Origin of the sequence: Microbacterium sp. CCH5-D1 (genome assembly GCF_001557335.1) — a bacterium.
GTDB lineage: Bacteria > Actinomycetota > Actinomycetes > Actinomycetales > Microbacteriaceae > Microbacterium > Microbacterium oxydans.
The window spans coordinates 1-23,377 of sequence record NZ_LSJW01000081.1 but is presented as its reverse complement, the minus strand read 5'-3'; the positions used below and the strand labels follow the sequence as shown (position 1 = coordinate 23,377).

General features: G+C 69.3%; 26 protein-coding genes. 17 read left to right on the top strand and 9 right to left on the bottom strand.

What is annotated here, in order from left to right:
• The first annotated feature begins 32 nt into the window (after positions 1–32).
• Both AX744_RS05430 and AX744_RS05425 read left to right on the top strand, forming a co-directional pair.
• Positions 33–440: a DUF6157 family protein gene (locus AX744_RS05430; protein ID WP_061015686.1), complete on the top strand. Its 408-nt coding sequence runs from the start codon at positions 33–35 to the stop codon at positions 438–440.
• A gap of 22 nt (positions 441–462) precedes the next feature.
• The gene (locus tag AX744_RS05425; protein ID WP_061015685.1) at positions 463–849 is read left to right on the top strand and encodes a hypothetical protein; all 387 of its coding nucleotides are present in this window, start codon (positions 463–465) and stop codon (positions 847–849) included.
• Positions 850–870: 21 nt separating this feature from the next.
• On the opposite strand, the gene AX744_RS05420 is transcribed toward AX744_RS05425, so the two are convergent.
• Positions 871–1,479 (bottom strand): hypothetical protein, encoded by a 609-nt coding sequence (locus AX744_RS05420; protein ID WP_141368623.1) that lies wholly within the window; start codon positions 1,477–1,479, stop codon positions 871–873.
• A gap of 125 nt (positions 1,480–1,604) precedes the next feature.
• Here AX744_RS05420 and AX744_RS05415 point away from each other — a divergent pair, with 125 nt between their 5' ends.
• Genes AX744_RS05415 through AX744_RS05405 form a run of 3 tightly spaced genes read left to right on the top strand, consistent with a single transcriptional unit; the run spans position 1,605 to position 4,333 of the window.
• Positions 1,605–2,366 (top strand): DUF998 domain-containing protein, encoded by a 762-nt coding sequence (locus AX744_RS05415; RefSeq protein ID WP_157543522.1) that lies wholly within the window; start codon positions 1,605–1,607, stop codon positions 2,364–2,366.
• A 33-nt stretch (positions 2,367–2,399) separates the two neighbouring features.
• The gene (locus AX744_RS05410) at positions 2,400–3,671 is read left to right on the top strand and encodes a sensor histidine kinase (RefSeq protein ID WP_082738416.1); all 1,272 of its coding nucleotides are present in this window, start codon (positions 2,400–2,402) and stop codon (positions 3,669–3,671) included.
• A complete protein-coding gene (locus AX744_RS05405; RefSeq protein ID WP_061015679.1) occupies positions 3,668–4,333 on the top strand; it encodes a response regulator in 666 nt (221 codons plus the stop codon). Before AX744_RS05410 ends, AX744_RS05405 begins: the two co-directional genes overlap by 4 nt.
• Before the next feature lie 46 nt (positions 4,334–4,379).
• On the opposite strand, the gene AX744_RS05400 is transcribed toward AX744_RS05405, so the two are convergent.
• Positions 4,380–5,999: an ABC-F family ATP-binding cassette domain-containing protein gene (locus AX744_RS05400; RefSeq protein WP_061015677.1), complete on the bottom strand. Its 1,620-nt coding sequence runs from the start codon at positions 5,997–5,999 to the stop codon at positions 4,380–4,382.
• A gap of 288 nt (positions 6,000–6,287) precedes the next feature.
• Between AX744_RS05400 and AX744_RS05395 the strand changes: the two genes are divergently transcribed.
• Positions 6,288–6,575, top strand: coding sequence for a hypothetical protein (locus tag AX744_RS05395; RefSeq protein WP_058633243.1), 288 nt, complete (start codon positions 6,288–6,290; stop codon positions 6,573–6,575).
• Here AX744_RS05395 and AX744_RS05390 read toward each other — a convergent pair whose 3' ends face one another.
• Positions 6,576–7,232 carry an alpha/beta hydrolase gene (locus AX744_RS05390; protein WP_061015674.1) on the bottom strand — a complete coding sequence of 219 codons (657 nt, stop codon included), beginning with the start codon at positions 7,230–7,232 and terminating at the stop codon, positions 6,576–6,578.
• Between the two features lie 120 nt (positions 7,233–7,352).
• Between AX744_RS05390 and AX744_RS05385 the strand changes: the two genes are divergently transcribed.
• Positions 7,353–7,958 (top strand): NUDIX hydrolase family protein, encoded by a 606-nt coding sequence (locus AX744_RS05385; protein ID WP_046747764.1) that lies wholly within the window; start codon positions 7,353–7,355, stop codon positions 7,956–7,958.
• Between the two features lie 12 nt (positions 7,959–7,970).
• Here AX744_RS05385 and AX744_RS05380 read toward each other — a convergent pair whose 3' ends face one another.
• Positions 7,971–9,044 (bottom strand): threonine aldolase family protein, encoded by a 1,074-nt coding sequence (locus AX744_RS05380; RefSeq protein WP_061015672.1) that lies wholly within the window; start codon positions 9,042–9,044, stop codon positions 7,971–7,973.
• A gap of 55 nt (positions 9,045–9,099) precedes the next feature.
• On the opposite strand from AX744_RS05380, the gene AX744_RS05375 reads away from it, so the two are divergent.
• A complete protein-coding gene (locus tag AX744_RS05375) occupies positions 9,100–10,491 on the top strand; it encodes an MFS transporter (protein ID WP_082738415.1) in 1,392 nt (463 codons plus the stop codon).
• A gap of 78 nt (positions 10,492–10,569) precedes the next feature.
• On the opposite strand, the gene AX744_RS05370 is transcribed toward AX744_RS05375, so the two are convergent.
• On the bottom strand, positions 10,570–11,250 hold the full coding sequence (locus tag AX744_RS05370) for an SDR family oxidoreductase (RefSeq protein WP_061015668.1): 681 nt from the start codon (positions 11,248–11,250) through the stop codon (positions 10,570–10,572).
• A gap of 131 nt (positions 11,251–11,381) precedes the next feature.
• Positions 11,382–12,821 (bottom strand): DUF6421 family protein, encoded by a 1,440-nt coding sequence (locus tag AX744_RS05365; protein WP_046747767.1) that lies wholly within the window; start codon positions 12,819–12,821, stop codon positions 11,382–11,384.
• 72 nt (positions 12,822–12,893) lie between these two features.
• On the opposite strand from AX744_RS05365, the gene AX744_RS05360 reads away from it, so the two are divergent.
• Positions 12,894–13,352, top strand: coding sequence for an Lrp/AsnC family transcriptional regulator (locus tag AX744_RS05360; RefSeq protein WP_046747768.1), 459 nt, complete (start codon positions 12,894–12,896; stop codon positions 13,350–13,352).
• Positions 13,353–13,367: 15 nt separating this feature from the next.
• Here AX744_RS05360 and AX744_RS05355 read toward each other — a convergent pair whose 3' ends face one another.
• Positions 13,368–14,393, bottom strand: coding sequence for an ArsR/SmtB family transcription factor (locus AX744_RS05355; protein WP_082738414.1), 1,026 nt, complete (start codon positions 14,391–14,393; stop codon positions 13,368–13,370).
• A 45-nt stretch (positions 14,394–14,438) separates the two neighbouring features.
• Here AX744_RS05355 and AX744_RS05350 point away from each other — a divergent pair, with 45 nt between their 5' ends.
• Genes AX744_RS05350 through AX744_RS05340 form a run of 3 tightly spaced genes read left to right on the top strand, consistent with a single transcriptional unit; the run spans position 14,439 to position 16,131 of the window.
• Positions 14,439–14,801 carry a cupin domain-containing protein gene (locus AX744_RS05350; RefSeq protein WP_061015667.1) on the top strand — a complete coding sequence of 121 codons (363 nt, stop codon included), beginning with the start codon at positions 14,439–14,441 and terminating at the stop codon, positions 14,799–14,801.
• Between the two features lie 13 nt (positions 14,802–14,814).
• On the top strand, positions 14,815–15,105 hold the full coding sequence (locus AX744_RS05345) for a DUF4287 domain-containing protein (RefSeq protein ID WP_061015665.1): 291 nt from the start codon (positions 14,815–14,817) through the stop codon (positions 15,103–15,105).
• A gap of 51 nt (positions 15,106–15,156) precedes the next feature.
• Entirely contained in the window at positions 15,157–16,131 is a 975-nt protein-coding gene (locus tag AX744_RS05340; protein ID WP_061015663.1) for a 1,4-dihydroxy-2-naphthoate polyprenyltransferase, read from the top strand.
• A 49-nt stretch (positions 16,132–16,180) separates the two neighbouring features.
• Here AX744_RS05340 and AX744_RS05335 read toward each other — a convergent pair whose 3' ends face one another.
• Entirely contained in the window at positions 16,181–16,486 is a 306-nt protein-coding gene (locus AX744_RS05335) for a DUF4229 domain-containing protein (protein WP_061015661.1), read from the bottom strand.
• Positions 16,487–16,495: 9 nt separating this feature from the next.
• Positions 16,496–17,416 carry a hypothetical protein gene (locus AX744_RS05330; protein WP_058632544.1) on the bottom strand — a complete coding sequence of 307 codons (921 nt, stop codon included), beginning with the start codon at positions 17,414–17,416 and terminating at the stop codon, positions 16,496–16,498.
• 408 nt (positions 17,417–17,824) lie between these two features.
• Between AX744_RS05330 and AX744_RS05325 the strand changes: the two genes are divergently transcribed.
• The 5 genes from AX744_RS05325 to AX744_RS05305 all read left to right on the top strand — a co-directional run.
• Positions 17,825–18,805, top strand: coding sequence for a glycosyltransferase family 2 protein (locus AX744_RS05325; protein ID WP_061015659.1), 981 nt, complete (start codon positions 17,825–17,827; stop codon positions 18,803–18,805).
• Entirely contained in the window at positions 18,802–20,151 is a 1,350-nt protein-coding gene (locus tag AX744_RS05320; protein WP_061015657.1) for a polysialyltransferase family glycosyltransferase, read from the top strand. Before AX744_RS05325 ends, AX744_RS05320 begins: the two co-directional genes overlap by 4 nt.
• Positions 20,082–21,368, top strand: a complete 1,287-nt coding sequence (locus AX744_RS20560) for an acylneuraminate cytidylyltransferase (protein ID WP_231728744.1) — start codon at positions 20,082–20,084, stop codon at positions 21,366–21,368. The genes AX744_RS05320 and AX744_RS20560 overlap by 70 nt, the downstream gene beginning before the upstream one ends.
• A gap of 93 nt (positions 21,369–21,461) precedes the next feature.
• Entirely contained in the window at positions 21,462–22,334 is an 873-nt protein-coding gene (locus AX744_RS20555; protein ID WP_058632547.1) for an N-acetylneuraminate synthase family protein, read from the top strand.
• A partial coding sequence (locus tag AX744_RS05305; RefSeq protein ID WP_061015655.1) for a DUF6716 putative glycosyltransferase occupies positions 22,331–23,377 on the top strand: 1,047 nt, incomplete at its 3' end. The genes AX744_RS20555 and AX744_RS05305, both read left to right, overlap by 4 nt.

Here is a 23,377-nt window from a genome sequence, read left to right as displayed (position 1 = left end):
ACGATGTCGGCGGGAGGGAGGATGCTGGGGGAATGGCGCACACCACGAACTACGTCGACACGTTCATCGAGGTCGCCGACGACTGCCCGATCGCGCACGCGACCGAGCCGCCGGTCGCCGAGAAGCCCTCGATCGCGGCGATGCATTACCGTCTGATCGCCGAGCAGCCCTACGCGCGCACCTCCGACGACGTGATCTTCGAGACGTATGCGCTGCGCAACGGCATCGCCGTGGACGACACTGCCGCACGGGCGTCGTTCTTCTCGAAGGGACAGCCCTGCCTGCGCTCCTCGCCGCTGGGAAAGCGCTACGGATGGGGCGTCCACCACGACGCGGAGGGTCGGGTCGCTCTGGTTCCGCGGGACTCGGCGGAGTACACGGCGCTCGCCGCAGACCCCGCGCTCGCGCACACTCGGGCGATGCGGAGTCGGCGGGCGTGAGTTCGCGGAATGAGAAGGTGGGTTGCCCGCGCTGGTAGAGGAAGCGGAGACGGACATCAACGATGACGATTTCGGTTGGGTGATCATTACCCTGACCGTCTTCGCACCGTCGACGATCGACGAGTTGTCGGCGTTCGAATGGATCGGCGACGCGAAGGACGGCGGTCGATCGTACGACCTCGGGACGATCAGGGTAGACGAACCCGACGCAGACCGACGGCTGCATGCACTCGACAGTTCCGTCTCGACCTTGCTGGACCTGTTGTCAGATGTGCCGCGCGAGGTGCTGTTCGACGAGGCGTCGTTCGTCCGGCTGTTCATGACGTTCGGACGCGGTGCGCAGACACTCCGGCCCGCACTCATCCAGAAGATCGCCGCTGTCAACGCGACCGTCTGGATCGACACCTGACTTCGCGTGCGCTCCCTGTCATCAGGGGAAGAGCAGGACGCCGAATGTGAGCGCGGCGACGCTCAGCAGGCCGAAGACTGTGGCAGTGACCCGTGCCTTCTCGAGCGCGGATGCCATGGCCGTCACGCCGCAGGTCGCGGCGAGCACGAACAGAGCGACGGTGCTCAACACCAGTGCGTGATCCCGCGCGTTCGCGTCGCCCTGGATCGTGACGACGAATGTCCAGATCAGCGCGATCACGACCATGAGGCCGAAGGCCGTCCACGAGTATCCCGCGATGTCGCCGACGACGTTGCGTCGTGCCGCAGCCGTCGCCGCTTTCAGCTCCTGCTTCACTCTCGTCTCAATCTCGATCTCGATGTCGTCGGCAAGGCGGCTGAGTTCGCGCATCCGCCGATCGTCGGCGCCGATGCCACGGAGCATCGAGGCGTAGGCCCGGAGCTCGTCGTCGGTGGCGAGACTCTCGATCGCGAGGGCATACCGCCCGGCCTGGTCCTCGTGACCGTTGCGCCGATACCAGGCGACCAGAGCACGACGTGTCGAGTCATCGCGAGGTTCGACGGCAAGGCGGGACTTGAGATCTCCCAGCTCCTGCGGGCTGAGAGGGAAGTCCATGGGGTTTCGTGACACGGCCTCATTATCTCGGCGCGGCAGCCTGGACACTTCAGGGTGTCTCGTACTGAGGTACGACGACCCCTGACAGTGGGCACTTCGGGTCGACGCGACGGGGTGGCCTGCGCTTTTACCGTCGCCCTATGCCCGTCGAGAACACCCTTCCCCACCCCGCCGCCAGCGCTCTCCGCGTCATCGCCTCGATCGTCGGAAGCGTGCTCGTCGCCGCCGCTCTGAGCATCATCTGGGTCGCCCGTCTGAGCATCGACCGGGTCCTGTACGTGAGCGGCCTCGGAGCCGACGGAGAGCCGACGGCCGGATGGTTCGAGCTCGCCCTGCTGCTCCTCGTCGTGGGTGGTCTCTCGGTCGCGTGGGCGGCACGCGGACTGCGGTCGACGGTGCCCTGGCTGAGCATCTGGACGCCGTCCTTCTCGGTGGCGATGGCGTCCGCGCTGTTCCTGGTGGCCTCCCAGGTCACATGCACGACGGGATGCCCGCTTCCCGTCGGCCCGGCCTTCACCTGGCAGGACCTCGTGCACACGACCGTCGCCGTCCTCGCCTTCGCGCTGGCCGCGTTCGCGATGCTCCAGGTGTCGTTCGTCGAGGGGAGGCGCACGCTGCGGATCCTCTCCTTGGTGGCGGGTATCTCGACCGCGGTGATCGCGGCGGCCGGTGGCCTCCTCTCGCTGCTGCAGTTCCGCACCGATATCGGCAGCATCCTCGAGCTCGTCGCGACCACGATCGGCATGGGCTGGCTCGCGATCCTCGGGATGGGCACCGCGTTCGCCCAGCGGGCAGGTGCGGCGCGCAGACAGACGTGGGTGCGAGCCTCGAAGGAGAAGGCCGGCGCTCTGGTGGGGGAGCGTCGCACCGCGACCGGATCGCTCCTCGTCGTCTCTCGCTGACGGAGTCCACGATGCGGTGCGTAGAGTCGACCCATGCGAGAGCCAGCACCCGTCGCCGCCGGAGAGGCCAGAGCGATGGGTCTGCCTCGGCCTCCCGGTGCGCTGGGGCGGTTCTGGAAGACGCACCCCTGGCTCTTCGACGGACTCCTCGCCGCCGGCTACCTGGTCGTGAGTGCGTTCTGGTCCCTGGTCACTCCGCTGTCCTCCGGCGTATGGTCGCCCGCGTGGCCGTACATGATCCCGCTGTTCGTGAGCGTGGTGACCTCCGCCTCCCTGATGTTGCGCTCCCATCGACCCTGGCTCACGTACCTGGTGTTCGGGGCGGGTGCGGTCGTCGCGTTCGTCACCGACACCGTCGTCGAGACGTTCGGGGTCGGCCTCGCGGTCTACGCGCTGTTCGTCTACCGGTCGAATCGCAGCGGCTGGATCGCGTTCGGCATCACCGTGGTGGGAGGGGTCCTCGTCCTCCCTGCCCTGGACTGGCTGCGCGAACCCGATCCGGAACGTCTCTTCGTCTCGGTACCCACGAGCGTGCTGTTCCTCGCCGTGATGCTGATCGCTGCCCTCCTCGGAGTCAACGTGGGTGACCGGCGGCGGTATATCGGAGCGATCCTCGATCGCGCCAATCAGCTCGCCCGTGAACGCGATCAGCAGGCACGGATCGCGACTCTGGCCGAGCGCGCCAGGATCACGCGCGAGATCCACGATGTCGTGGCGCACAGCGTGTCGGTGATGGTGTCGCTCGCAGACGGTGCGGATGCCCTGGCCGAGAAGGACCCGCAGCGGTCGAGGGACGCCGTGCAGGAGATCGGCGAGATCGGGCGGCAGTCGCTCGTCGAGATGCGGCAGCTGCTCGGTGCTCTGGGCGACGACACGGCGGAGAGCGAAGAAGACGGTTCGTTGCGGCCGAATCCTGGACTTGCCGAGCTCGTGCCTCTCGTCGAGACCTTCCGCACGGCGGGGCTCCCCGTGTCGGTGCGCACGGAGGGGAGTGCGCCTTCGTCGCCCGCTCTGCAGAACACGATCCACCGCATCGTGCAGGAGGCGCTCACGAACGCGCTGCGCTACGCGAAGGATCCGCGTGAGGTGCGGGTGCTGCTCGACTTCCGCGACGACGTCCTCGTGATCGAGGTCACCGACGACGGGCAGCCGGGACCGCCCGCCGCCTCGGTCGGGTCGGGTCGCGGGCTCGTCGGCGTGCGTGAGCGGGCGCGGCTGGCCGGCGGAACAGTGCAGACCGGACCTCTGCCCGACGGCGGATGGCGCGTGCGGGCGGAGATCCCCGAACAGGAGGACCAGCGATGACCGAGGAACTGACCCCGATCCGGGTGCTCATCGTCGACGATCACGAGTTGATCCGGCGAGGGATGAGGATGGTGCTCGACGCCGAAGATGACATGAAGGTCGTCGGCGAGGCAGCATCAGGAGCCGAGGCTGTGCACATGGCCGCGGATCTGCGCCCCGACGTGATCCTGATGGACATCCGGATGCCGGAGATGGACGGCATCGAGGCGACCAGGCGCATCGTCAGGGGCACTCCGTCGAGCAGGGTGCTGGTGCTCACGACCTTCGACCTCGACGAGTACGCGTTCGGGAGCCTTCGTGCGGGAGCGAGTGGTTTCCTGTTGAAGAACACTCCGCCCGCGCAGCTGACGGCGGCGATCAGGGCGATCGCCGCCGGTGATGCTCTGGTCTCGCCGCGTGTCACCCGGTCGATGCTCGATCTGTTCGCCACACGCCTGCCCCGACAGGCGGAGCGTGGGGATGCGCGCCTGGACGTGCTGACCGAGCGGGAGCGCGACGTGTTCCTCGCCATCGCCAAGGGGTACAACAACACCGAGATCGGCGAGAGCCTCTTCGTGTCCGAGTCGACCGTGAAGACCCATGTCGGCAGGGTGCTGCTGAAACTCGATCTGCGTGACCGCGTGCAGGCCGTCATCCTCGCGTACGAGATCGGTCTGGTCTGACGGGTGCGTCGTCGGGGAGCCGCCTCCCCGACGACGCAGGTCCGCCTCACGGCTCCAGCGTCACCTCCTGCAGTGCGCCTTCGCCGTCGATCTCGAGCGTCAGATCGAGGTCGAGGCGACGCAGGAATGCGTCGTCGTGGCTCACGACGAGCACGGCGCCTCGGTAGGCGCGGAGGGCTTCGACGAGCTGGTCGACCGTGTCGAGGTCGAGGTTGTTCGTCGGCTCGTCGAGCACCACGAGGTGCGGTGCGGGGTCGGCGAGCAGCAGCGTCGCCAGCGCGACGCGGAACCGCTCACCGCCGGAGAGGGACGCCACAGGGCGCTCGGCCGTGGCTCCTCGGATGAGGAACCGGGCGAGCCGGTTGCGCAGCTCCTTCTCCGGCACGTGGGGTGCTGCGGCGGCGATGTTCTCGAACACCGAGCGCTGCTCGTCGAGTCCGTCGACCCGCTGCGGCAGGTAGCCGATCAGGTCGGTGTGGGCCTCGGCGTGCAGCGGATGCTCATCCGGAGCCGAGCCGCCGGCGACCAACCGCTCCAGCAGCGTGGTCTTGCCCGCCCCGTTCCGGCCGATCAGTGCGACCCGCTCCGGACCCTGGATCACCCAGGCTCGTTCGTCATCGCCGACCGTCGCGATGCGGCGGCTGCGGGACACCTGCGGGTCGGGCAGTTCGATCTTCATCGATGCATCAGAGCGCACACGGCGCCCCGCTTCATCGAGGAGCGACCGCGCCGCATCCTCCTTCGCTCCGACCTCGGTGCGCAGTCGGCCCGCCGAGACCTCAGCGGCCATCTTGCGCCCGTGGGCCACGATCTTCGGGACGCGCTTCTCGATCTCCGCCTTCTTCGCGGTGCGTGCGCGGTGGGCGAGCTTCACCTCGGCTTCGATCCGCTGACGCTTCTCCTTGCGGAGCACCTGGGCGGCGGTGACCTCGGCTTGCTTCGCCGCATCCTGCTCGGCGTCCAGCCACGCCCGCCACTCGGAGTACGGGCCGCCGAACACGCTCAGCGTCTGGGCGTAGAGCTCGGCGGTGTCGTCCATCAGCTCGAGCAGAGACAGGTCGTGGCTCACGACGATGAGCGTGCCCTTCCAGGCGCGCACCATCGCCGCGAGCTTCGCTCTGGCGTCGCGGTCGAGGTTGTTGGTCGGCTCGTCGAGAACCGTGATGGGCGCGCGGCGCAGACGGATGCCGGCGATCGCGACGAGCACCGCCTCCCCTCCCGAGAGCTCGCCGACCGTGCGGTCGAGGAAGTCCGGGGCCAGTCCGGCCTCGGCCAGCGACGCCTCCGCGCGCGCTTCGATGTCCCAGTCGTCCCCGACCGCATCGAAGTGGGCCGGGTCGACGTCGCCCGTGCCGATCGCCCGCACGGCATCGAGGGCTTCGGACACCCCGAGGAGGTCGCTGACGCGGCGGTCGACATCGAGTGTCAGCTGCTGCGGAAGGTACGCGACCTCGCCGGATGCGGTGACGACGCCCGAGGTGGAGTCGAGCTCGCCGGCGATCAGTCGCAGCAGCGTGGACTTGCCGGCGCCGTTGCGTCCGACGAGCCCGGTGCGTCCCGAGCCGAAGGACCCGGAGATGCCGTCGAGCGCGATCGAGCCGTCGGGCCAGGTGAAGGTGAGCCGGTCGAGGACGACCGAGGCGTGAAGAGTTGTCGGGGTTGACATGAGTGTCTCCTGTCGAGTGCGAGGGTGCACTGACACCGAGCCCCTGCCGGGCCGTGACACGCGTCACGGGATAGGGCGGAGTGGGTCTGCCGTGGAGTCGGCGATCGTCGGGTCAGCGCGCGGAAAGATGAGCGCGGAGGCGACGGATCAGATCAAAGGACTTCCAGACACGGCGGACAGGACTCCCCGACGATACCCGGGCGTGTCGCGATCGCGCAACCCCGGGCGTGTCGGATTGTCCGTCGCGCGGGGGATGCCGTCGCCTCCACCGGTGCGTAGCGTGGAGGCATGGCAGATCACGATCCGAGTCCGCAGGAGTCGCGTTCGCGTATGGGCCTGGGCGTCGGGCTCGCGCTCGGAGTGGCGATCGGGGCGTCGCTGGGCGCCGCCCTGCAGAACTGGGCCCTCGGAATCGGAATCGGAGTGGCGATCGGCGTCGCCCTCTCCGTCGCCATCACCTCGGGCGGCGGATCCGGTTCCCGCGAGCGCGAGGATGGGGACCAACGCGAGGCCGGCGACGAGACCGACGGGCGCCCTGGTGACGACTCCGGTGCTTCCGAGGAGCCGGAGCGCTGATCAGCTCGCGGCGACCCCCTCGACCCACTTGGTGAGGAAGCGGTGCACGTCGGTCAGTTCCTCCTCCGAGATGCTGTGCGTGAGTCCGGTGTACACCCGACCGGACAGCTCGGAGTGCGTCGGCAGCCATTGGGCCGTGTGGTCGACCAGCGCGGGCGGGATGACGTCGTCGCGCGTGCCCCGACCCCAGAACACCGGTGGGCGCAGCTCGGCCAGTGCCTCGTCGTTCGGAAGGTCTCCCGGTGCGGCGTATCCGCTCAGCGCCGCCACCGCGCCGAAGCGTTCCGGAGCCAGACGGAGGGCCTGCAGCGCCACCGCCGCGCCCTGAGAGAAGCCGAGCAGCGCCACCGAGGGGGCATCGGCGGCTGCGGAGTCGAGCCAGCGCAGGAAGGCGTCTGCCGCGGCGGTGACCGCCTCCGAGCTGCGTCCGTCGAGTCCTTCGATCGGGTACCAGGAGCGCCCCGGCATGGGCCACGGAGGGGCGAGCGGAGCGGCGACGGAGGCCACGGCGATGCCCTCGGGAAGGTAGGGGATGAGTCCGAAGAGGTCGTGTTCGTCCGCCCCGTAACCGTGCAGGAGGACCAGCAGAGGCGCCCCTGCGCGGTCGGTGGACGACCATCGGGTCGCGGAGTCGTCGATCGTCAGGTTCTCGCTCACACCGTCATCCTGCCAGGGGCCACCCTCATCGTCTGCTCAGCCGTCGCGCGGCGGCCGTCCACTCGAGGTGCACGGGCGGGCGCGGTGTCGGTTCTGAGGGACGGCTGGTAGAAAGGACACATGGCGGTCCGCACACCTGATCCTGATCCGGAACCCGACGACGACGGTCTCGGCGAGTTCCCGGATTCGAATCGCCCTGCGCCCGATGCGAACCCCGGCTGGTTGAGCGAGTTCGAGCTCGAAGAGGCTCGGCGTCGGCTGCCGATGCTCTATGTGGAGGCGATCCCGGTGCGCACCGACGGCTCCGGCCAGGTGATCGAGATCGGCATCCTGCTGCGCTCCACCCCGATGGGGGAGATGACTCGCACGATCGTTTCCGGCCGCGTCCGCTTCGGCGAGACGATCCGCGACGCCCTCTTCCGCCACGTCGAGAACGACCTGGGCCCGATGGCCTTCCCGCTGCTTCCGCCCCAGCCGCTGCCGTTCACCGTGGCCGAGTACTTCCCGATCCCCGGCGTGAGTGCCTTCCACGACGACAGGCAGCATGCGGTGTCGCTGGCCTTCGTCGTGCCGGTGACCGGCACGTGCGAGCCACGGCAGGATGCGCTCGAGGTCACCTGGTTCTCGCCGGAGGCCGCCGGGTCCGACGCGGTCGCCGCCGAGATGGAGAACGGTCGAGGCACTCTCATCCGCCAGGCTCTCGCGAGCCTCGGTCTGCTGCGCTGAGACCTCCGGTGCTCAGGCTCCGGCTGTGGTGAGGCGCGAGAGCTCGGCGACGAAGGCGTCGACGTCGGCTTCTTCGGTGTCGAAACCGCACATCCAGCGCACCTCCTTGCGCGCCGCGTCCCAGTCGTAGAAGCGGAACGAGTCGCGCAGCCGGTCGGCGACGCCGTCCGGGAGCGTGGCGAAGACGCCGTTGGACTGCGTCGGCTGGGTGAAGTCGACGCCGCGGATGGAGCCGTCGGCGATGCCCGCCTCGATCTCCGAACGCAGACGCGCCGCCATGGCGTTCGCGTGCTTCGCGTTGCGCAGCCACAGGTCGGTCTCGAGCAGAGCGATCAGCTGCGCCGACACGAACCGCATCTTCGACGACAGCTGCATGTTGAACTTGCGCGAGTACTTCAGGCCGTCGGCGGCGTCGGGGTTCAGCACGACGATGGCCTCGCCGAGCATGGCGCCGTTCTTGGTGCCGCCGAAGGTCAGCACATCGACGCCGGCGTCGCGGGTGAACGCACGCAGCGGCAGGTCGAGGGCCGCTGCCGCGTTCGAGAGGCGCGCACCGTCGAGGTGCAGCTTCATGCCGCGCTCGTGCGCGTGGTCGGCGATCGTGCGGATCTCCTCGGCCGTGTACAGCGTGCCGAGCTCGGTGCTCTGGGTGATCGAGACGACCAGCGGCTGTGCGCGGTGCTCGTCGCCCCAGCCCCAGGCTTCGCGGTCGATCAGCTCGGGCGTGAGCTTGCCGTCGTCGGTGGGGACGGTCAGCAGCTTGAAGCCGCCGATCTTCTCCGGGGCCGCGGCCTCGTCGACGTTGATGTGGGCGGTCGAAGCGGCGATCACCGCCCCCCAACGCGGCAGCATGGACTGCAGGCCGGTGACGTTCGCGCCGGTGCCGTTGAACACCGGGAACGCCTGCACGCCCTCGCCGAAGTGCTCCTGGAAGACCTCCTGCAGGCGCGCGGTGTACGCGTCCTCGCCGTAGGCGCTCTGGTGGCCTCCGTTCGCCGCGGCGATGGCCGCGAGGACGTCGGGGTGGATACCGGAGTAGTTGTCACTGGCGAAGCCCCGGATCGCGGGGTCATGCTGGATGCTCACCGCTCAAGCCTAATCGCCCTACCGGATGTCCCCGCCCCGCTCTACCCTCGAATCCATGGAGCGCACCGTAGCGAAGAGAGCCTTCGCCAACGTCCTCGTCAACACGCTCATCGCGAACGTGACGACGAGCTTCCTGTGGTTCGCGCTGACGTTCTGGGTCTACATCGAGACGCAGTCGGTGCTGGCCACGGGCATCATCGGCGGCGCCTACATGCTGTTCGTCGCGTTCTTCGCGATGGCGTTCGGCACGATCGTCGATCGCAACCGCAAGCGCACCGTCATGGTGATCTCGAGCATCATCTCCGCGGTCTCCTTCCTCGTCGCCGGGGTGCTCTACGTCTGGCAGCCCGAGGCGGCGCTGCTCGATCTGGGAGGGCCGTGGTTCTGGCTGTTCTCCGGCATCATCCTGTTCGGCGGCGTGATCGAGCAGCTGCGCAACATCGCGCTGTCCACGACCGTGACCCTGCTCATCCCCGAGGAGAAGCGCGCGAACGCGAACGGTCTGGTCGGCACGGTGCAGGGCATCGCCTTCCTGGTCACCAGTGTGTTCTCGGGATTGTCGATCGGCTTCCTCGGCATGGGATGGACCCTGGCGATCGCCATCGCCGCCATGGCGCTCACCTTCGCGCACCTGCTGTTCATCCGCATCCCTGAGGGCGCTCCGGAGCCCGACCCGAACGCCTCCAGCGCCCTCGACTTCCGGGGAAGCGTGCAGGCCATCCGACTGGCTCCCGGGCTGTTCGCGCTGATCATCTTCTCCACGTTCAACAACCTCATCGGCGGCGTCTACATGGCGCTCATGGACCCCTACGGGCTCACGCTCTTCGATGCCCAGACCTGGGGGTTCGCTTTGGCCTTCGCCTCGACCGGCTTCCTCGTCGGCGGCGGGCTGGTGGCCAAGTTCGGCCTCGGCCCCAAGCCCATGCGCACGATGCTGCTCGTGGTCATCGCGATGGGACTGCTCGGGTCGGTGTTCATGCTGCGAGAGTGGTGGCCGCTCTACGTGGTCGGCATGTGGGTGTACATGGCACTGGTGCCTCCGGTCGAGGCCGCGGAGCAGACCGTGATCCAGAAGGTCGTGCCGTTCCAGCGTCAGGGGCGTGTGTTCGGGGTGGCCGCAGCGATGGAAGCGGCGGCGGCTCCGCTCACGGCCTTCCTGATCGCCCCGATCGCCGAATTCCTGATCATCCCCTACATGAGGACCGCCCAGGGGCAGCAGCAGTGGGGGTGGCTGCTCGGAGAAGGCGAGGCGCGAGGCATCGCGCTGATCTGCCTGTTCGCCGGACTGATCATGGTCGTCGCGGCCACGCTGGCCTTCTTCACGCGCTCCTATCGCAAACTCACCGAGCTCTACGCCGAGGCTCCCGAGCAGGAGATCGACGCGCCGGAACCGGAGGGGGCGGATGCTCCACCCGTGGTTCCGGGGATGCCTCCGGATTCCCGCTGACGCTGACCGCCGCGCAGGAGCGGACAGGGGGCATCGAGACGGCATCGAGGGAGCCTCGGTGCCGTGCCAGGCCGGGGATCAGCCCAGGTCCAGCACCCGGTCGTTGAGCGCGGTCGCGTCCTCGTCCCACAGCGCGACGATCCGGGCGGCCAGCGCATCGGGATCGAGTGCCTTGGCGCGGAACACCACGGACGCCGTGCGCAGGGGCTCTTCGGCTTCGCGTGCGGCCTTGGCGTAGCCCTGGGCCACCGCTCGCGCCCAGGCCTCGCTCGCAGCCTTGACCGCGGCGTAGTTCGCCCCGCCGGCGAGGGGGCGCGCGACGGCGGTGGATGAGACGATCGCGAAGCGTCCGGCGTCTGAGGCGCGCACCACATCGTCGAACGCCCGGCTCGTGGCTCGCACGGCGTCGAGCGCGGGGAGCAGCGCGGCGAAGTCCTCATCGGACTGTCCGGCCAGGCCCCCGCCTCCTCTCCACCCTCCGACCAGCGGAACCACTGCATCCACGGGGCCGAGCCGCGAGGCCAGGGTGGTCATCTCGTCGAGAGAGGTCGCATCGGCGACCTCGACCTGAGCGCCGGCATCTGCGATCTCCCGCAGGCGCTCCTCCGAGCGGCCGGTCGCGAAGACCCGTGCGTTCGCGGCGACCAGCGCCCGCGTCACGGCGAGGCCGGCCGCACTGGTGGCCCCGGCGAGCAGGACGATGCGTCCGGAAGCCGTCGATTCGGTGCGCTCGGCCTCGTGTGCCACGTGTTCAGCCATGTCGTCCACTCTCCCGGATCGGAGGGGCTTCTGCGGCCGGAACCTGCGGGAGATCCCGCATGAGAGGTTCCAGCCGCAGCGCGGTGCGCCCCAGCGTCACACTCGGAACGCGCGCGGTGCGCGCGTGGTCATCAGTCGTCCGTGCCGCGGATGCCGACGGTCGACTCGATGACCGGCTTCATCTTCTTGTCGAGGGTCTCGAAGAACATCGACAGCGGGAACTCGTCGTCCATCACGGCGTCGGTGTAGCCCTTCGGCGCGCCGGCGAGGATCTCGTCGGACAGGCCGCGGGCCCACTGAGACGCCGGGTGCGGGGTGAGCGTGCCGCGGACGAGCTCGTATGCGGCGAGCCAGTGCGCGACCTTCGGACGGTCGATCGAGTGCCAGTACAGGTCGTCGATCGCATCTCCCAGAGCCACCACGGCATCCGGCACGGCGTCCCAATCGAACGCGAGAGCAGTGTCGGTCCAGTGCAGCACGCCACGCTGGTGCAGCCACGCGAACAGGAGCTGTCCGCCGACCGCGTCGTAGTTGCGCGTGCGAGTGCCCGTGATCGAGAAGCGGAAGATGCGATCGAAGATCACCGCGTACTGCACGAGGTGCGCGTAGTCGTGCGTCTCCTGCTCGATCTCGGTGAGCTCTTCGCCGGCTTCGATGCGGGCAGCGAGAGCACGCTCGATCTTCACCGACTCGCGGAACGCCGTCATGTCGCAGCGCATCTCCTCCAGCGAGTAGAGGAAGAACGGCATCCGCTGCTTGATCATGAACGGGTCGAAGGGCAGATCGCCGCGCATGTGGGTGCGGTCGTGGATGATGTCCCACATGACGAAGGTCTTCTCGGTCATCTGCTGGTCGTCGAGCATCGCGGCCGCGCGCTCCGGCAGGTCGAGGTTGGTGATCTCGGCAGCGGCACGGGTGACACGACGGTAGCGGGCCGCCTCGCGGTCCTGGAAGATCGCGCCCCACGTGAAGGTCGGGATCTCGCGCATCGCGACGGTCTCGGGGAACAGCACGGCCGAGTTCGTGTCGTAGCCGGGGGTGAAATCGACCAGACGCAGCGAGACGAACAGCTTGTTGCCGTAGTCGCCGGCTTCGAGTGCCGCGATGAACTCCGGCCAGATCGTCTCGACGATCAGCGCCTCGACCAGGCGGTCGCTCGAGCCGTTCTGCGTGTACATCGGGAAGACGACGAGGTGGCGGATGCCGTCGACGCGGTGCTGCTGCGGCTGGAAGGCCACGAGCGAGTCGAGGAAGTCCGGCACACCGAAGTCTTCCGAGACCCAGCGCTCGAAGTCGACTACGGAGGCGGCGAGGTATTCGGCGTCGTGCGGGAAGGCGGGGGCGAGTGCGCGGATCGCGGCGGTGATCGCACCGACGAGTTCACGGGCGGCGGCGTGGTGCGCGGCATCCGGGATCGAGCCGTCCTTGATCTGCATCTCGCGGATCGCGATCGCGGCGTCCTTGAGCTGAGCCCACGCGGCAGACTGCTCGGCGATCGATGCGTCCTCGACGACCTCAGGTTCGCCGACGATGGCCTGGACAGCGGAACTGTTGGCGGAAAGAAGGGACATCGGGACCTCCGATCGGAGAGTTTGGTGGAAAGATTCCGGCATATACGGAATCCTGACGATAATCTTACAGCTATGGATGACTCTGTCGACCGCGCGATCCTGACCGCCATCTCCCGCGACGGCCGTGCCACGCTCTCGCAGCTCTCCGACGCCGTGGGGCTGTCGGTGTCGGCCGTGCAGTCGCGCCTGCGCAGGCTGGAGACGCGGGGTGTCATCTCCGGCTACCGCGCGATCCTCGACCCCGAACAGGTGGGCACACCGCTCTCGGCGTTCATCGAGATCACGCCGCTCGACCCCGCCCAGCCGGACAACGCCCCGGAACTGCTCGAGCACCTCGATGCCATCGAGGCCTGTCACTCCATCGCCGGTGACGCGAGCTACATGCTGTTCGTGCGGGTGCCGTCGCCGCGCGCACTCGAAGAGCTCGTGCGCGACGTGCGCCTGGCGGCGAACGTCAGCACCCGCACGACGGTGGTGCTGCAGACGTACTACGAGCACCGGCCGATCATCCCGGTGGGCTCCGCGGAGTAGCCCGTACGGCGGGTGTCAGAGCGCGGCACCCACCAGGGCCTCGCCCAGCGGGGTGCGCAGGTGGTGCATCCTGGCGCCGTCGCGTTCGCTGGTGACCAGGCCGGCATCTCGAAGAACCGAGAGGTGATGCGACGCCGTCGATATCGCGAGGCCCGCATCGTGCGCGACTTGCGTCGTCGTGCGGGCGGCGCCGGCCTGGAGCAGGATCGCCGCCCGCGCCGGTCCCACCAGGGCGCCGAGAGCATCCTCGATGTCGGCGGCGTCTCGGGCCCAGCCTGCGGTGACGCCGCGGGCCGGATAGAACAGCGTGGGTTGCGCCGGAGGTTCGGTGAGCACCATGCAGCCCCACGACGACATGACCGAGGGCACCAGCACCAGTCCGCTTCCGCGGCAGTCGACCTGCTCGCTGTGGCGACGCAGGGAGACGCGCACGGCGCCCGCGCCCCAGGTCACCTGGCGGTGCAGGTCTCCGGCCATGCCGGCGATACCTGCTGTCGTGATGGTGCGGGCGCGCACAGCGATGTCGGCACGGAGCAAGCGCTCGAGCTGCGGCCACACTGGGGCGAGTGCCGCCTCCCATACGGCGGCCCACCCGTCGGCGATCATGTCACGGGCGCGCTCGGGATGGTCCTGCATCTCGCGTAGGGCCTGTCGGCGGGCGCCGGTCGAACGCTGCACCATCTTCCCGAAGTCGACGCGCATCGGATCGAGAGGTGCCGCGCGCAGCTCATCGAGCTCGGCCTCGGGGGTCAGATCCCATCGGGGCGTGGTCGTGAGGAAGTCGGGCAGGTAGCCGTCGTCGCCGATCACGGTGGAGAGCAGTGCGAAGTCGCGGCGCGGGAGCTGTTCGCGAACGGCGCGCAGCCACCCCCATTGCAGCGGATGGGCGGCCGGACGCCGCAACACCCTCACCGCGTGCGCGAGCTCGTGCCCGGGGGAGATGCCGAACCGCACCGCCTCGACGTCGCCGGGGCTCAGGTGGAACTCGACACGATGATCCGGGTGCTCGACGCCCTCGATCGGGCTGGAGTTTCGATCCACATCGAAACTCTAGGAGCAGGCGAAGGGTCTGTCGAGACTGGAGCCATGAACAGCACACCGTCTCTCTCCGGCGTCGTCGCGGCCGACGACATCCGCATCGGCACGGGGCGCAGCCGGAGGTTCGTCGGGGTCGAACACGGCGCCGCCGTGTCCTACTTCTTCGTCGAGAACCAGCCGGGGGAGGGGCCGGGTCTGCACTGGCATCCCTATCCTGAGACCTGGGTCGTGATCGAGGGCATCGCCTCGATCACGGTGGGCGAGGAGACCTTCGTCGCCGGAGCAGGCGACACCGCGACCGGACCCGCCTATGTGCCGCACCGCTTCACCAACGTCGGTGACGGGGTGCTCAAGATCATCGGCATCCACGCCTCCGCCACCATCATCCAGACGTTCCTCGACGAGGACTGACCACAGGAGCATCATGTCCTTCCAGGCATACCTCGACAACATCGAGACCAAGACCGGCCTCACCCCGCGGCAGTTCATCGAACTCGCCGCCGAGAAGGGGTTCGACCGGACGACCAAGGCGACGCCGATCGTCGCGTGGCTCAAAGAGGACTACCAACTGGGACAGGGTCACGCGATGGCCCTCGTGCACGTGATCACCAAGGGGCCGCAGATCAGCGACAAGCACGTGGGCAAGGGTGGCGCCCACGGCGACCGGTCCGACACCCTGTGGCTCGACGGCAAGGACACCAACCCGAACCCCTGATGCGCCGTCCCGCTGAGGTCCGGCATCGGGTCGGCCAGTAGGATTCCCTGCGTGGCAGCATCCTCCCAGCGCAAGAAGAAGAACCCGTCCGCGAAGCGCACGCCGGTGCACACGAGTGGCAACCCGGCGAAGCGTCCGGTGGTCGAAGCCGGGCCGGTGACGGCGGGGGACTGGATCGGCGCTGCGCGCCTGCGCACCCTGCCGCTCGCGATCGCACCCGTCGTCATCGGCACGGGCGCCGCGCGCAGCACCGGGCCCGAGTTCCACTGGGTCATCGCGCTCGCCTGCCTCGCGGTCGCGGTGCTGCTGCAGATCGGTGTGAACTTCACGAACGACTACAGCGATGGCGTCCGCGGCACCGATGCGCACAGGGTCGGACCTGCGCGCCTGACGGCCTCGGGGCGGGTGAAGCCGCGCACCGTGCTGATCATCGGCCTGGTGTTCTTCGCCCTGGCCGCTCTCGTGGGTCTGGGGATCGTGATCCGCACGGGGCAGTGGTGGATGCTGGCCGTCGGCGCCGCCTGCATCGTCGCCGCGTGGTTCTACACCGGCGGCAAGCGGCCGTACGGGTACTACGGCTTCGGCGAGGTGTTCGTCTTCGTCTTCTTCGGACTCGTCGCCACGATCGGCACCACCTGGGTGCAGATCTTCGCCCTGCCGCAGCAGGCCTGGCTCGGCGCGATCGCGACCGGTCTGTTCGCCTGCGCCGTGCTGCTCGCCAACAATCTGCGCGACATCGACCAGGACCGCGAGGTGGGCAAGCGCACCCTCACGGTGCTGATCGGGCGCAGGGCCACCCAGGTGCTCTTCACGCTCTTCGTGCTCGCGCCGTTCGGCATCGCCGCATTCCTGGCACTGGGGTTCCCGATCGCGTGGATCTCCCTGCTGGCGCTGCTCGCCGGTCTGCCGGCCATCGCCATCGTCTGGTCGTACCGGCAGCCGAAAGAGCTGGTGACCGCTCTCGCGCTCACCTCATTGACGTCGCTGCTGTACGCCGGGGCCCTGTTCTGGGCCTTCGTGGGCTGATCCGGCCGTGGGCTGATCCGGCCGTGGGCTGATCCGGCTCGTGGGAGCCTCAGGGCTTGGCGTCGCCGTCGGCGGGATCGTTCGACTCGTCGATCGCCTGGTCCTCGGCGTCCGCGTCGTCCTGACCGCCGGATGAACGGCTCTCGCGGCGCTCCTGCAGGCGGGCAGACGCGTCGGTGAGCGGCGTGCGGAGGAACAGCATCGAGATGCTCATGCCGATGAGCGCGGCGAAGATCGCTGCGAGCCACCAGAACTCTCGGAAGATCGGGAAGAAGAACCAGAGGATGGCGAGCGGCACGAGGAACGCCAGCAGCCGCAGCACGGTGTAGACGAGGAAAGGCGCGGGCTTCTTCACCCCTCCAGTCTACGTTCGCCGTCGGGAGCCCTCGTCGCCGATCCCGAGCCTGGCGAAGGGGATGCCGCGCACCACCCGTCGCCAGGGGTGCTCTCCGAGCGACCAGAGCAGTCCGGCCTCGAGGTCGAGAGCCAGGTCCTCGCACCCGACGGGGAGAGGGACGGCGTCCGGAGCGAGAGCCCCGCGTCGGCCGCTCCAGAGTGTGCCGGGGTGCATGCGGTCGGACTGCGACACGAAGTGATGCCGGCCCCAGCGGACGGCGCCCTGCATCCGTGCGATGCCGGGGGTGAAGCGGTCCACCTCGGTGAACTCGCCGGCGAGGTCGACGGGGATCGCGAACTCGCCGATCCTTCCGCTCTCGTCCGGGCGATGCTCACCGATGAGCACCCGTGCGAGCGGGGAGCCGTCGTCGTCGAACACCCGCCCGAGGTACGAGCAGCGCAGGGCGATGGGATGCACCCTGGTTCGCACGGCGACGAGAGCGGTGCTGCGTCCGCCGCGGCGGTTCGACCCGGCGAGCCGCTGGGCGAGAGCGCCGCGCACGGTACGGATGTCCGACAGATCGAACTCCCAGATGCCCTGGCCCGTCGCGGCGGCGAACAGCCGATCCCCGAACCACGCGAGTCCCCCGGCGTGGATCCGCGCCGGGTGCAGTTCGCCGTCGTCGTCGTCGGCGGTCGCGAGCAGGACGTCGAGGTGACGCGAGCGCTCGAGATCGACGAGCGTCACGCGGGAGGCGAGATGCTCTCCTGACAGCTCCTGGCGGAACCAGCTCACGGCAAGGGTGCGTCGGCCGCGCCATTCGCCGACGTCGACGCCCTGCGGATACCAGCGCCTGGTCCAGGTCCTCGCGCTGAGCCAGCGCAGGTCGACGGTGTCACGCCTCCGCTGTCGCACGGGGCGCCAGGTCGATCCGAAGGGCCACAGCATCTCCCCATCGTCGCCGATACGGCCGTTGGGGGCCAACCGGACCACGGGAGTCGCGCGACGGAGTGCAGCCGTAGTTCTGGCATGTATTATGTTACTGTCCGGTCGCGCTCTCCTCTCATCCAGGGTGGCGCGACGACCATGAGCGTCTCGCGGCCATCTGATGGGGGTCAGTCGGCCGCGTGGCACGCGGTGTCGCATCTGCGATACCGCGTCCCGAACGTGTCTCGTTCGGCAGTGCGATGCACTGGGAGGTGTGGTTCCGTTCGGGTACGGGACCACACCTCAGTGCCTTTCTCCCGAGTGCACGGTCTCTGGCGCTTCACGGACACCCGTCGTTCACCTCCGCGTCGCCGTCCGGCAAGGACCGCCTGCGACCATTCCCGCACACCGTCCCCGTTCTGGAGTCCTGTGCGCACACCCCTCGTCACCGTCATCCTGCCCGCGAAGGACGCCGGCGCGTACATCGGGACGACGCTCGAGACGCTCACTCGGCAGTTCGATGATCTCGGAGCCGTGAAGCTGGTCGCGATCGACGACGGCTCGCGCGACGACACGGGTGCTCTCATGCGGCGGTACGCGGAGCGGTTCCCCCGCGCCGAGGTGCTGCGCAACGAGTCCGCGCGCGGGTTGGCGACGGCCCGCAACCAGGGACTGCCGCACGTCGAGGGGGAGGCCTTCTGCTTCCTCGACGGCGATGACTGGATGCAGCCGCGTCGGCTCGACGTGCTCGCGTCGCGGCTGCGAGAGCTCGATTGCGACTTCGTACGCACCGACCACGTCACGGTGAGGGGTGGGACGCGCGCCCTCGTCCGGGCGCCGTATCCGTGGCGCGACCGGGTCGTTCCTCCGCGAGACGCCATCCTGCCGGAGCACGAATCGACGATGGTCGACTACCCGTACGCCTGGGCGGGGCTCTTCCACCGCCGGCTCATCGACCGTGGCCTGGCGGCGTTCACCGAAGGGCTGTTCACCGCAGAGGACCGACCGTGGATCTGGCGACTGCATCTGCAGGCCGAGTCGTTCGCGGTGGTCGATGCGCCTGCGCTGCTCTACCGGCGGGGCGTGGCCACATCGCTCACCCAGACCCGAGATCGGAGACAGCTCGACTTCGCCAGGGCGATGGGCGAGGTCATCTCGCTCGTCGAACGGGATCGCGAGGCGGAGCGGTTTCTCCCCAAGGCCGTCTGGACGGTGCTCGCCCTCAGCTCCCACCACCTCGTGCGCGCCCGCCGCATGAGCCCTCAGCTGCGCGGCGCAGTGCGCGCGGGGATCCTCCGCACGCTCCGTCGACTCCCGGCCGATGAGGTGGCCGTCGTGCTGAGCCACCTCGATGGACCGCGCCGCCGGGTCCTCGCACGCGTCCTCCGTCAGGCGGGTCGTGCCGGATGACGCAGGTCTTCGCGCTGCACAGCGCCTATGGACTCGCGACCGCAGTGGCCGCGATGGATGCCGGACTTATCGACGACGAGGTCCGTGGCGAGCGAATCCTTGTGCCCTTCACCTCCTCGACGGTGCCCGAGACCGTCACCGGGATCGCGGATGATGCGGCGCTCGGGCCGCTGCGGGCGCGGTTCGACCGCGCGGAGCCGCTGGATGAGATGCTCATGCCGCGGCATCCGCGATCCTGGGAGCCGAAGGCCGCTGATCTCCCGATGCTCGAGCGCCTGTTCGCGCGCGCGTGGGCTGTGGACCCTCGCGATCTGGAACTGTTCGTGCAGAGCCCGCAGGTGGCACCCGCCAGGACGTTGATGGCGCTGTTCCCCCGGGCGCGGATCACGATCATCGGGGACGGGCTGATGACCTATGCGCCCATGCGGGTGCGGGTGCCCTATCCCGTCGCCGCACGCATCGAGCGGGTCGTCCATGCCGATGTCGTGCCGGGCGTCAGGCCGCTCGTGGGATCGCCGGGTGCGCGGATCGTGCCGGTGCCGCCGGCGTCGTTCGCCGCGGTCCTGCGGGAGACGGACACAGGGGAGTCTTCCCTCCCTGAGGCTTCCCCATCGACGGTGCTCGTGCTCGGCCAGTACCTGTCGGCGCTCGGTCTGGTCTCGGTGGCCGAGGAGATCGACCTGCAGCAGCGTCTGATCGACCGTGCGGCGCAGTGGCGACCACAGCGCATCGTGTTCAAGCCGCATCCGGGCGCGCCGCCTCTCGTGACGGCGGCCGTCGGGGCGCGAGCGAGCGAGCAGGGCATCGACTTCGTCGAGTATCGCGGTCCGCTCGCGGCGGAGCTGCTCGCCGAACGGATCGATGCCCTGGCCGTCGTCGCCGGGTTCTCCACTGCGCTGCCGACCGTGCACACGCTCTTCGGACGCGCGATCGGGTCGGCCGGCAATGACGCGGTGCTCGCGGCACTGAAGCCGTTCGAGAACAGCAACCGGATTCCCGTGACTCTGGTGGACGCCATGACGCGCGAGGGCTCGCCCTACGCCGACCCCGCCCGGCTCCAGCTGCTGATCGACGCGGTCGGTTATGCCATGCAGCCGAAGATCGCCGGACATCTGCGGGGGCGGGCCGAGGAGCTGCTGCACGATCTCGACCCGGTCGAGCGGAATCGGTACTTCTCGCCACGAAGGCTCGCCGAGCTGCGGCTACCCGGCGCGCCGGTCGAGAACGCCGTGCGTCGTGCACTGCGACCCGCCGGCGGCGTGGGCAGGATCGAGGAGTGGCGACTGCACGCCCTCGGTGCGCGGCGGCGTGCGGGGCGCGTCTGGCGGGCGGCGCGCGGACGATGACGGCGATGGCGATGGCGATGGCGATGGCGATGGCGACGACGAGGAGGACAGGGACGATGGACGAGCAGAGGCCCCTCACGGTGGCGATCATCCCGGCACGCGGCGGATCGAAGCAGGTGCCGCGCAAGAATCTGCAGCGCGTCGGCGGCGTGCCGCTGGTCGAGCGCGCCGTGCGCGCGGCCGCCCGTGCCGCGGGCATCGACCTGGTCGTGGTCTCGACCGACGATGACGAGATCGCCGCGCTGGCGACTGCCGCGGGTGCCAGAGTGGTCCGCCGCCCCGCGGAGCTCGCGGGAGACACCGCGACCTCGGAGAGCGCGATTCTGCATGCCCTCGACGCGCTCGAAGCGAGCGGCGACAGCGTCGATGTCGTGGCGTTCCTGCAGGCGACGTCGCCGTTCATCCCCAGTGATGCGCTCGCCGCCGCCGTGGAGGAGGTCCGCGCCGACCGTGCCGACAGTGTCTTCGCGGCGCATGAGACGTACGGGTTCCTGTGGCGGGAGGACGAACACGGTGAGGCTGCGGCGATCAACCACGAGGCCGCACACCGCCCGCGAAGGCAGGATCGCGAGCCCCACCACCTCGAGACCGGGGCGTTCTACGTGTTCCGGGCTTCCGGCTTCCGGGCGAGCAGACATCGCTTCTTCGGCAGGATCCGCATCGCCCCCGTGCCGGAGTGGACCGCGATCGAGATCGACGATGCAGAGCAGCTCCGTGTCGCCCGTGCGCTCGCCGCTCTGCACGACGTGCCTGAGCCCATCCCGGTGCGCGCGGTGGTCACCGACTTCGACGGCGTGCACACGGACGACACCGCCATCATCGATGCCGACGGCGGGGAGCGCGTGCGGGTCAGTCGGGAAGACGGCATGGGTGTCGCGCTCCTGCGTCGGGCCGGTGTGCCGCTGCTGATCCTGTCGACCGAGGTCAACCCGGTGGTGCGTGCTCGTGCAGACAAGCTCAGGGTGCCCGTGCTGCACGGCATCGACGACAAGGAGAGCGCACTGCGCGCCTGGTCGCGCGAGAACGGGGTGCCGCTCGCCGACATCGCGTATCTCGGCAACGACGTCAACGACCTGCCGGCCTTGCGGATCGTGGGGTGGCCGGTCGCGGTCGCGAACGCGCACCCGCTGGTGATCGAAGAGGCTCGTGTCGTCCTGCGCCGCCGGGGCGGAGAGGGCGCCGTGCGCGAGCTGATCGAACGGGTGTTGTCGAGCTGACCGATGCCGGTAACCCGGCGGTCTCCCGGTGTTCATCCTCGGCCCGTAGTCAGGAGGGAGGGGTTGCACCAACGCTCGAACACCGGAGGAATCATGACTGTCAGCATCGGCTCGCGAGTGATCGGCGGCGGTCGTCCGGCCTACGTCATCGCGGAGATCGGCCTCAATCACAACGGCGACGTCGACATCGCGAAGAAGCTCATCGACGTCGCGGCTCGGGCCGGCGCCGACGCGGTGAAGTTCCAGAAGCGGACTCCGGAGATCTCGACTCCTGAGCACATGCGCGACGTCCCCCGCGAGACGCCCTGGGGTGTGATGAGCTACCTCGACTACCGCCGGCGGGTCGAGTTCGGTCGTGAGGAGTACATCGAGATCGGCGACTACGCGACCATGCGCGGTCTGGACTGGTTCGCCTCTCCCTGGGACGTGCCCAGCGTCGAGTTCCTGGAGGATCTCAACGTCGTGGCGCACAAGGTCGCGTCGGCCAGTCTCACCGACACCGAGCTGCTGATCGCGCTGCGGGAGACCGGCAAACCCGTGATCCTCTCCACCGGCATGTCGACCATCGAGCAGATCGACCGAGCGCTGGAGACCCTCGGCACCGATCGCGTGGTGCTCATGCACGCGACCTCGACCTACCCGCTGGAGCCCGAGGAGGCGAACCTGCGGGTGATCGCCACGCTGCGCGACCGCTACCCCGGCGTGCCCGTCGGCTACTCGGGCCACGAGCGCGGGCTGCAGATCTCGCTCGCTGCAGTGGCCATAGGAGCCGTCGCGGTCGAGCGGCACATCACGCTCGACCGCACGATGTGGGGGTCCGACCACGCGGCATCGCTCGAGCCGACGGGGCTGGAGCACCTCGTGCGCGATATCCGGGTGATCGAGCGCGCGACCGGCGACGGGGTCAAGCGGGTGTTCGACAGCGAGCGGGCGCCGATGGCGAAGCTGCGCCGCGTTCCGGCATGACGGTAACCAGCGGCATCCGCGTCGTCGCCATCGCGGACGCCGACTCGTTCGTGAAGTGGGCCGCCTCCCTTCTCGGTTCCGTGCCCGGTGTGCGCCCTCACCTGCTGCTCGTGCGCACACCGCTCACGGCCAGCGCCGAGCAGCAGCGCGCGGCTCTCGCCGGCACGACGCTCGGGCCGGATGACGTCACCCGCATCGGGTTCGCGCAGACGGAGGGCTGGCTGGCCGAACAGCGCCCGGACGTGGTCCTGCTCGCGGGGCGTGGACCGTTCGTGCGGCTGATGGGGCGCGTGATCGACACGTTGGAGCATCGGCCGGTCACGGTCTCGGGGCTGCCCGGTATGGCGATCCCCGCCCAGCGCGGGGCGCTCGACTATCGCCGCCACACCGACCTGCTGGTGGTGCACTCCCACCGCGAGGTGCGTGCCTTCGAAGAGCTCGGGCGCCGGATCGGGGTGCGGACGCCCGTGGCGCTCGCGACCCTTCCGTTCGCCCGGCGACGGCAGCGGATGCTGCGCTCGGAACGACTCGCCGTCGATGCGGCGGCGGCGTGGGGCAGCGGTTTCGCGGCGCTGGGCGGCGGTGTCGCGGTCGCCGAACGCCCCCCGCGGACCGCTCCGGTCAAGCCGCCGGCCACGGACATCGTCTTCGCCGCGCAGGCCCTCGTCCCCCTCGCGAAAGACCAGCGCGCCGAGATCGCGGCCATGCTCGTGCGCGCGGCCGAGGCCGAGCCGGGCCGCCGGGTGGTGGTGAAGCTGCGGTCGCGGCCGGGGGAATCCGAGACGCACCTCGAGCGCGAGCCGTACGCGGGGTTGCTGCCGTCGCGCCTTCCGGAGAACCTCGTCTTCTCCTACGACTCGATGAGCACGGCGCTCGACACGGCCGCGGGCCTCGTCACGGTGAGCTCCACCGCCGCGATCGAGGCCACGGCTCTCGGTGTGCCCGTGATCGCCCTGGATGCGTTCGGTGTGAGCAAGAGTCTGCTGAACACGGTGTTCGTGGGAAGTGGGCTGCTCGGCGGTCGCAGCGAGGTCGTGGCGGGG

Excerpts from the sequence above, each read along its gene's own strand:
- AX744_RS05345 (WP_061015665.1), top strand. The coding sequence starts at position 14,815 with ATGTCCTTCCAGGCATACCTCGACAACATCGAGACCAAGACCGGCCTC.
- AX744_RS05375 (WP_082738415.1), top strand. The coding sequence starts at position 9,100 with ATGGAGCGCACCGTAGCGAAGAGAGCCTTCGCCAACGTCCTCGTCAAC.
- AX744_RS05405 (WP_061015679.1), top strand. The coding sequence starts at position 3,668 with ATGACCGAGGAACTGACCCCGATCCGGGTGCTCATCGTCGACGATCAC.
- AX744_RS05385 (WP_046747764.1), top strand. The coding sequence starts at position 7,353 with ATGGCGGTCCGCACACCTGATCCTGATCCGGAACCCGACGACGACGGT.
- AX744_RS05365 (WP_046747767.1), bottom strand. The coding sequence starts at position 12,821 with ATGTCCCTTCTTTCCGCCAACAGTTCCGCTGTCCAGGCCATCGTCGGC.
- AX744_RS05415 (WP_157543522.1), top strand. The coding sequence starts at position 1,605 with ATGCCCGTCGAGAACACCCTTCCCCACCCCGCCGCCAGCGCTCTCCGC.
- AX744_RS05330 (WP_058632544.1), bottom strand. The coding sequence starts at position 17,416 with ATGCTGTGGCCCTTCGGATCGACCTGGCGCCCCGTGCGACAGCGGAGG.
- AX744_RS05370 (WP_061015668.1), bottom strand. The coding sequence starts at position 11,250 with ATGGCTGAACACGTGGCACACGAGGCCGAGCGCACCGAATCGACGGCT.
- AX744_RS05360 (WP_046747768.1), top strand. The coding sequence starts at position 12,894 with ATGGATGACTCTGTCGACCGCGCGATCCTGACCGCCATCTCCCGCGAC.
- AX744_RS05400 (WP_061015677.1), bottom strand. The coding sequence starts at position 5,999 with ATGTCAACCCCGACAACTCTTCACGCCTCGGTCGTCCTCGACCGGCTC.
- AX744_RS05320 (WP_061015657.1), top strand. The coding sequence starts at position 18,802 with ATGACGCAGGTCTTCGCGCTGCACAGCGCCTATGGACTCGCGACCGCA.
- AX744_RS05410 (WP_082738416.1), top strand. The coding sequence starts at position 2,400 with ATGCGAGAGCCAGCACCCGTCGCCGCCGGAGAGGCCAGAGCGATGGGT.
- AX744_RS20555 (WP_058632547.1), top strand. The coding sequence starts at position 21,462 with ATGACTGTCAGCATCGGCTCGCGAGTGATCGGCGGCGGTCGTCCGGCC.
- AX744_RS05350 (WP_061015667.1), top strand. The coding sequence starts at position 14,439 with ATGAACAGCACACCGTCTCTCTCCGGCGTCGTCGCGGCCGACGACATC.
- AX744_RS05395 (WP_058633243.1), top strand. The coding sequence starts at position 6,288 with ATGGCAGATCACGATCCGAGTCCGCAGGAGTCGCGTTCGCGTATGGGC.
- AX744_RS05430 (WP_061015686.1), top strand. The coding sequence starts at position 33 with ATGGCGCACACCACGAACTACGTCGACACGTTCATCGAGGTCGCCGAC.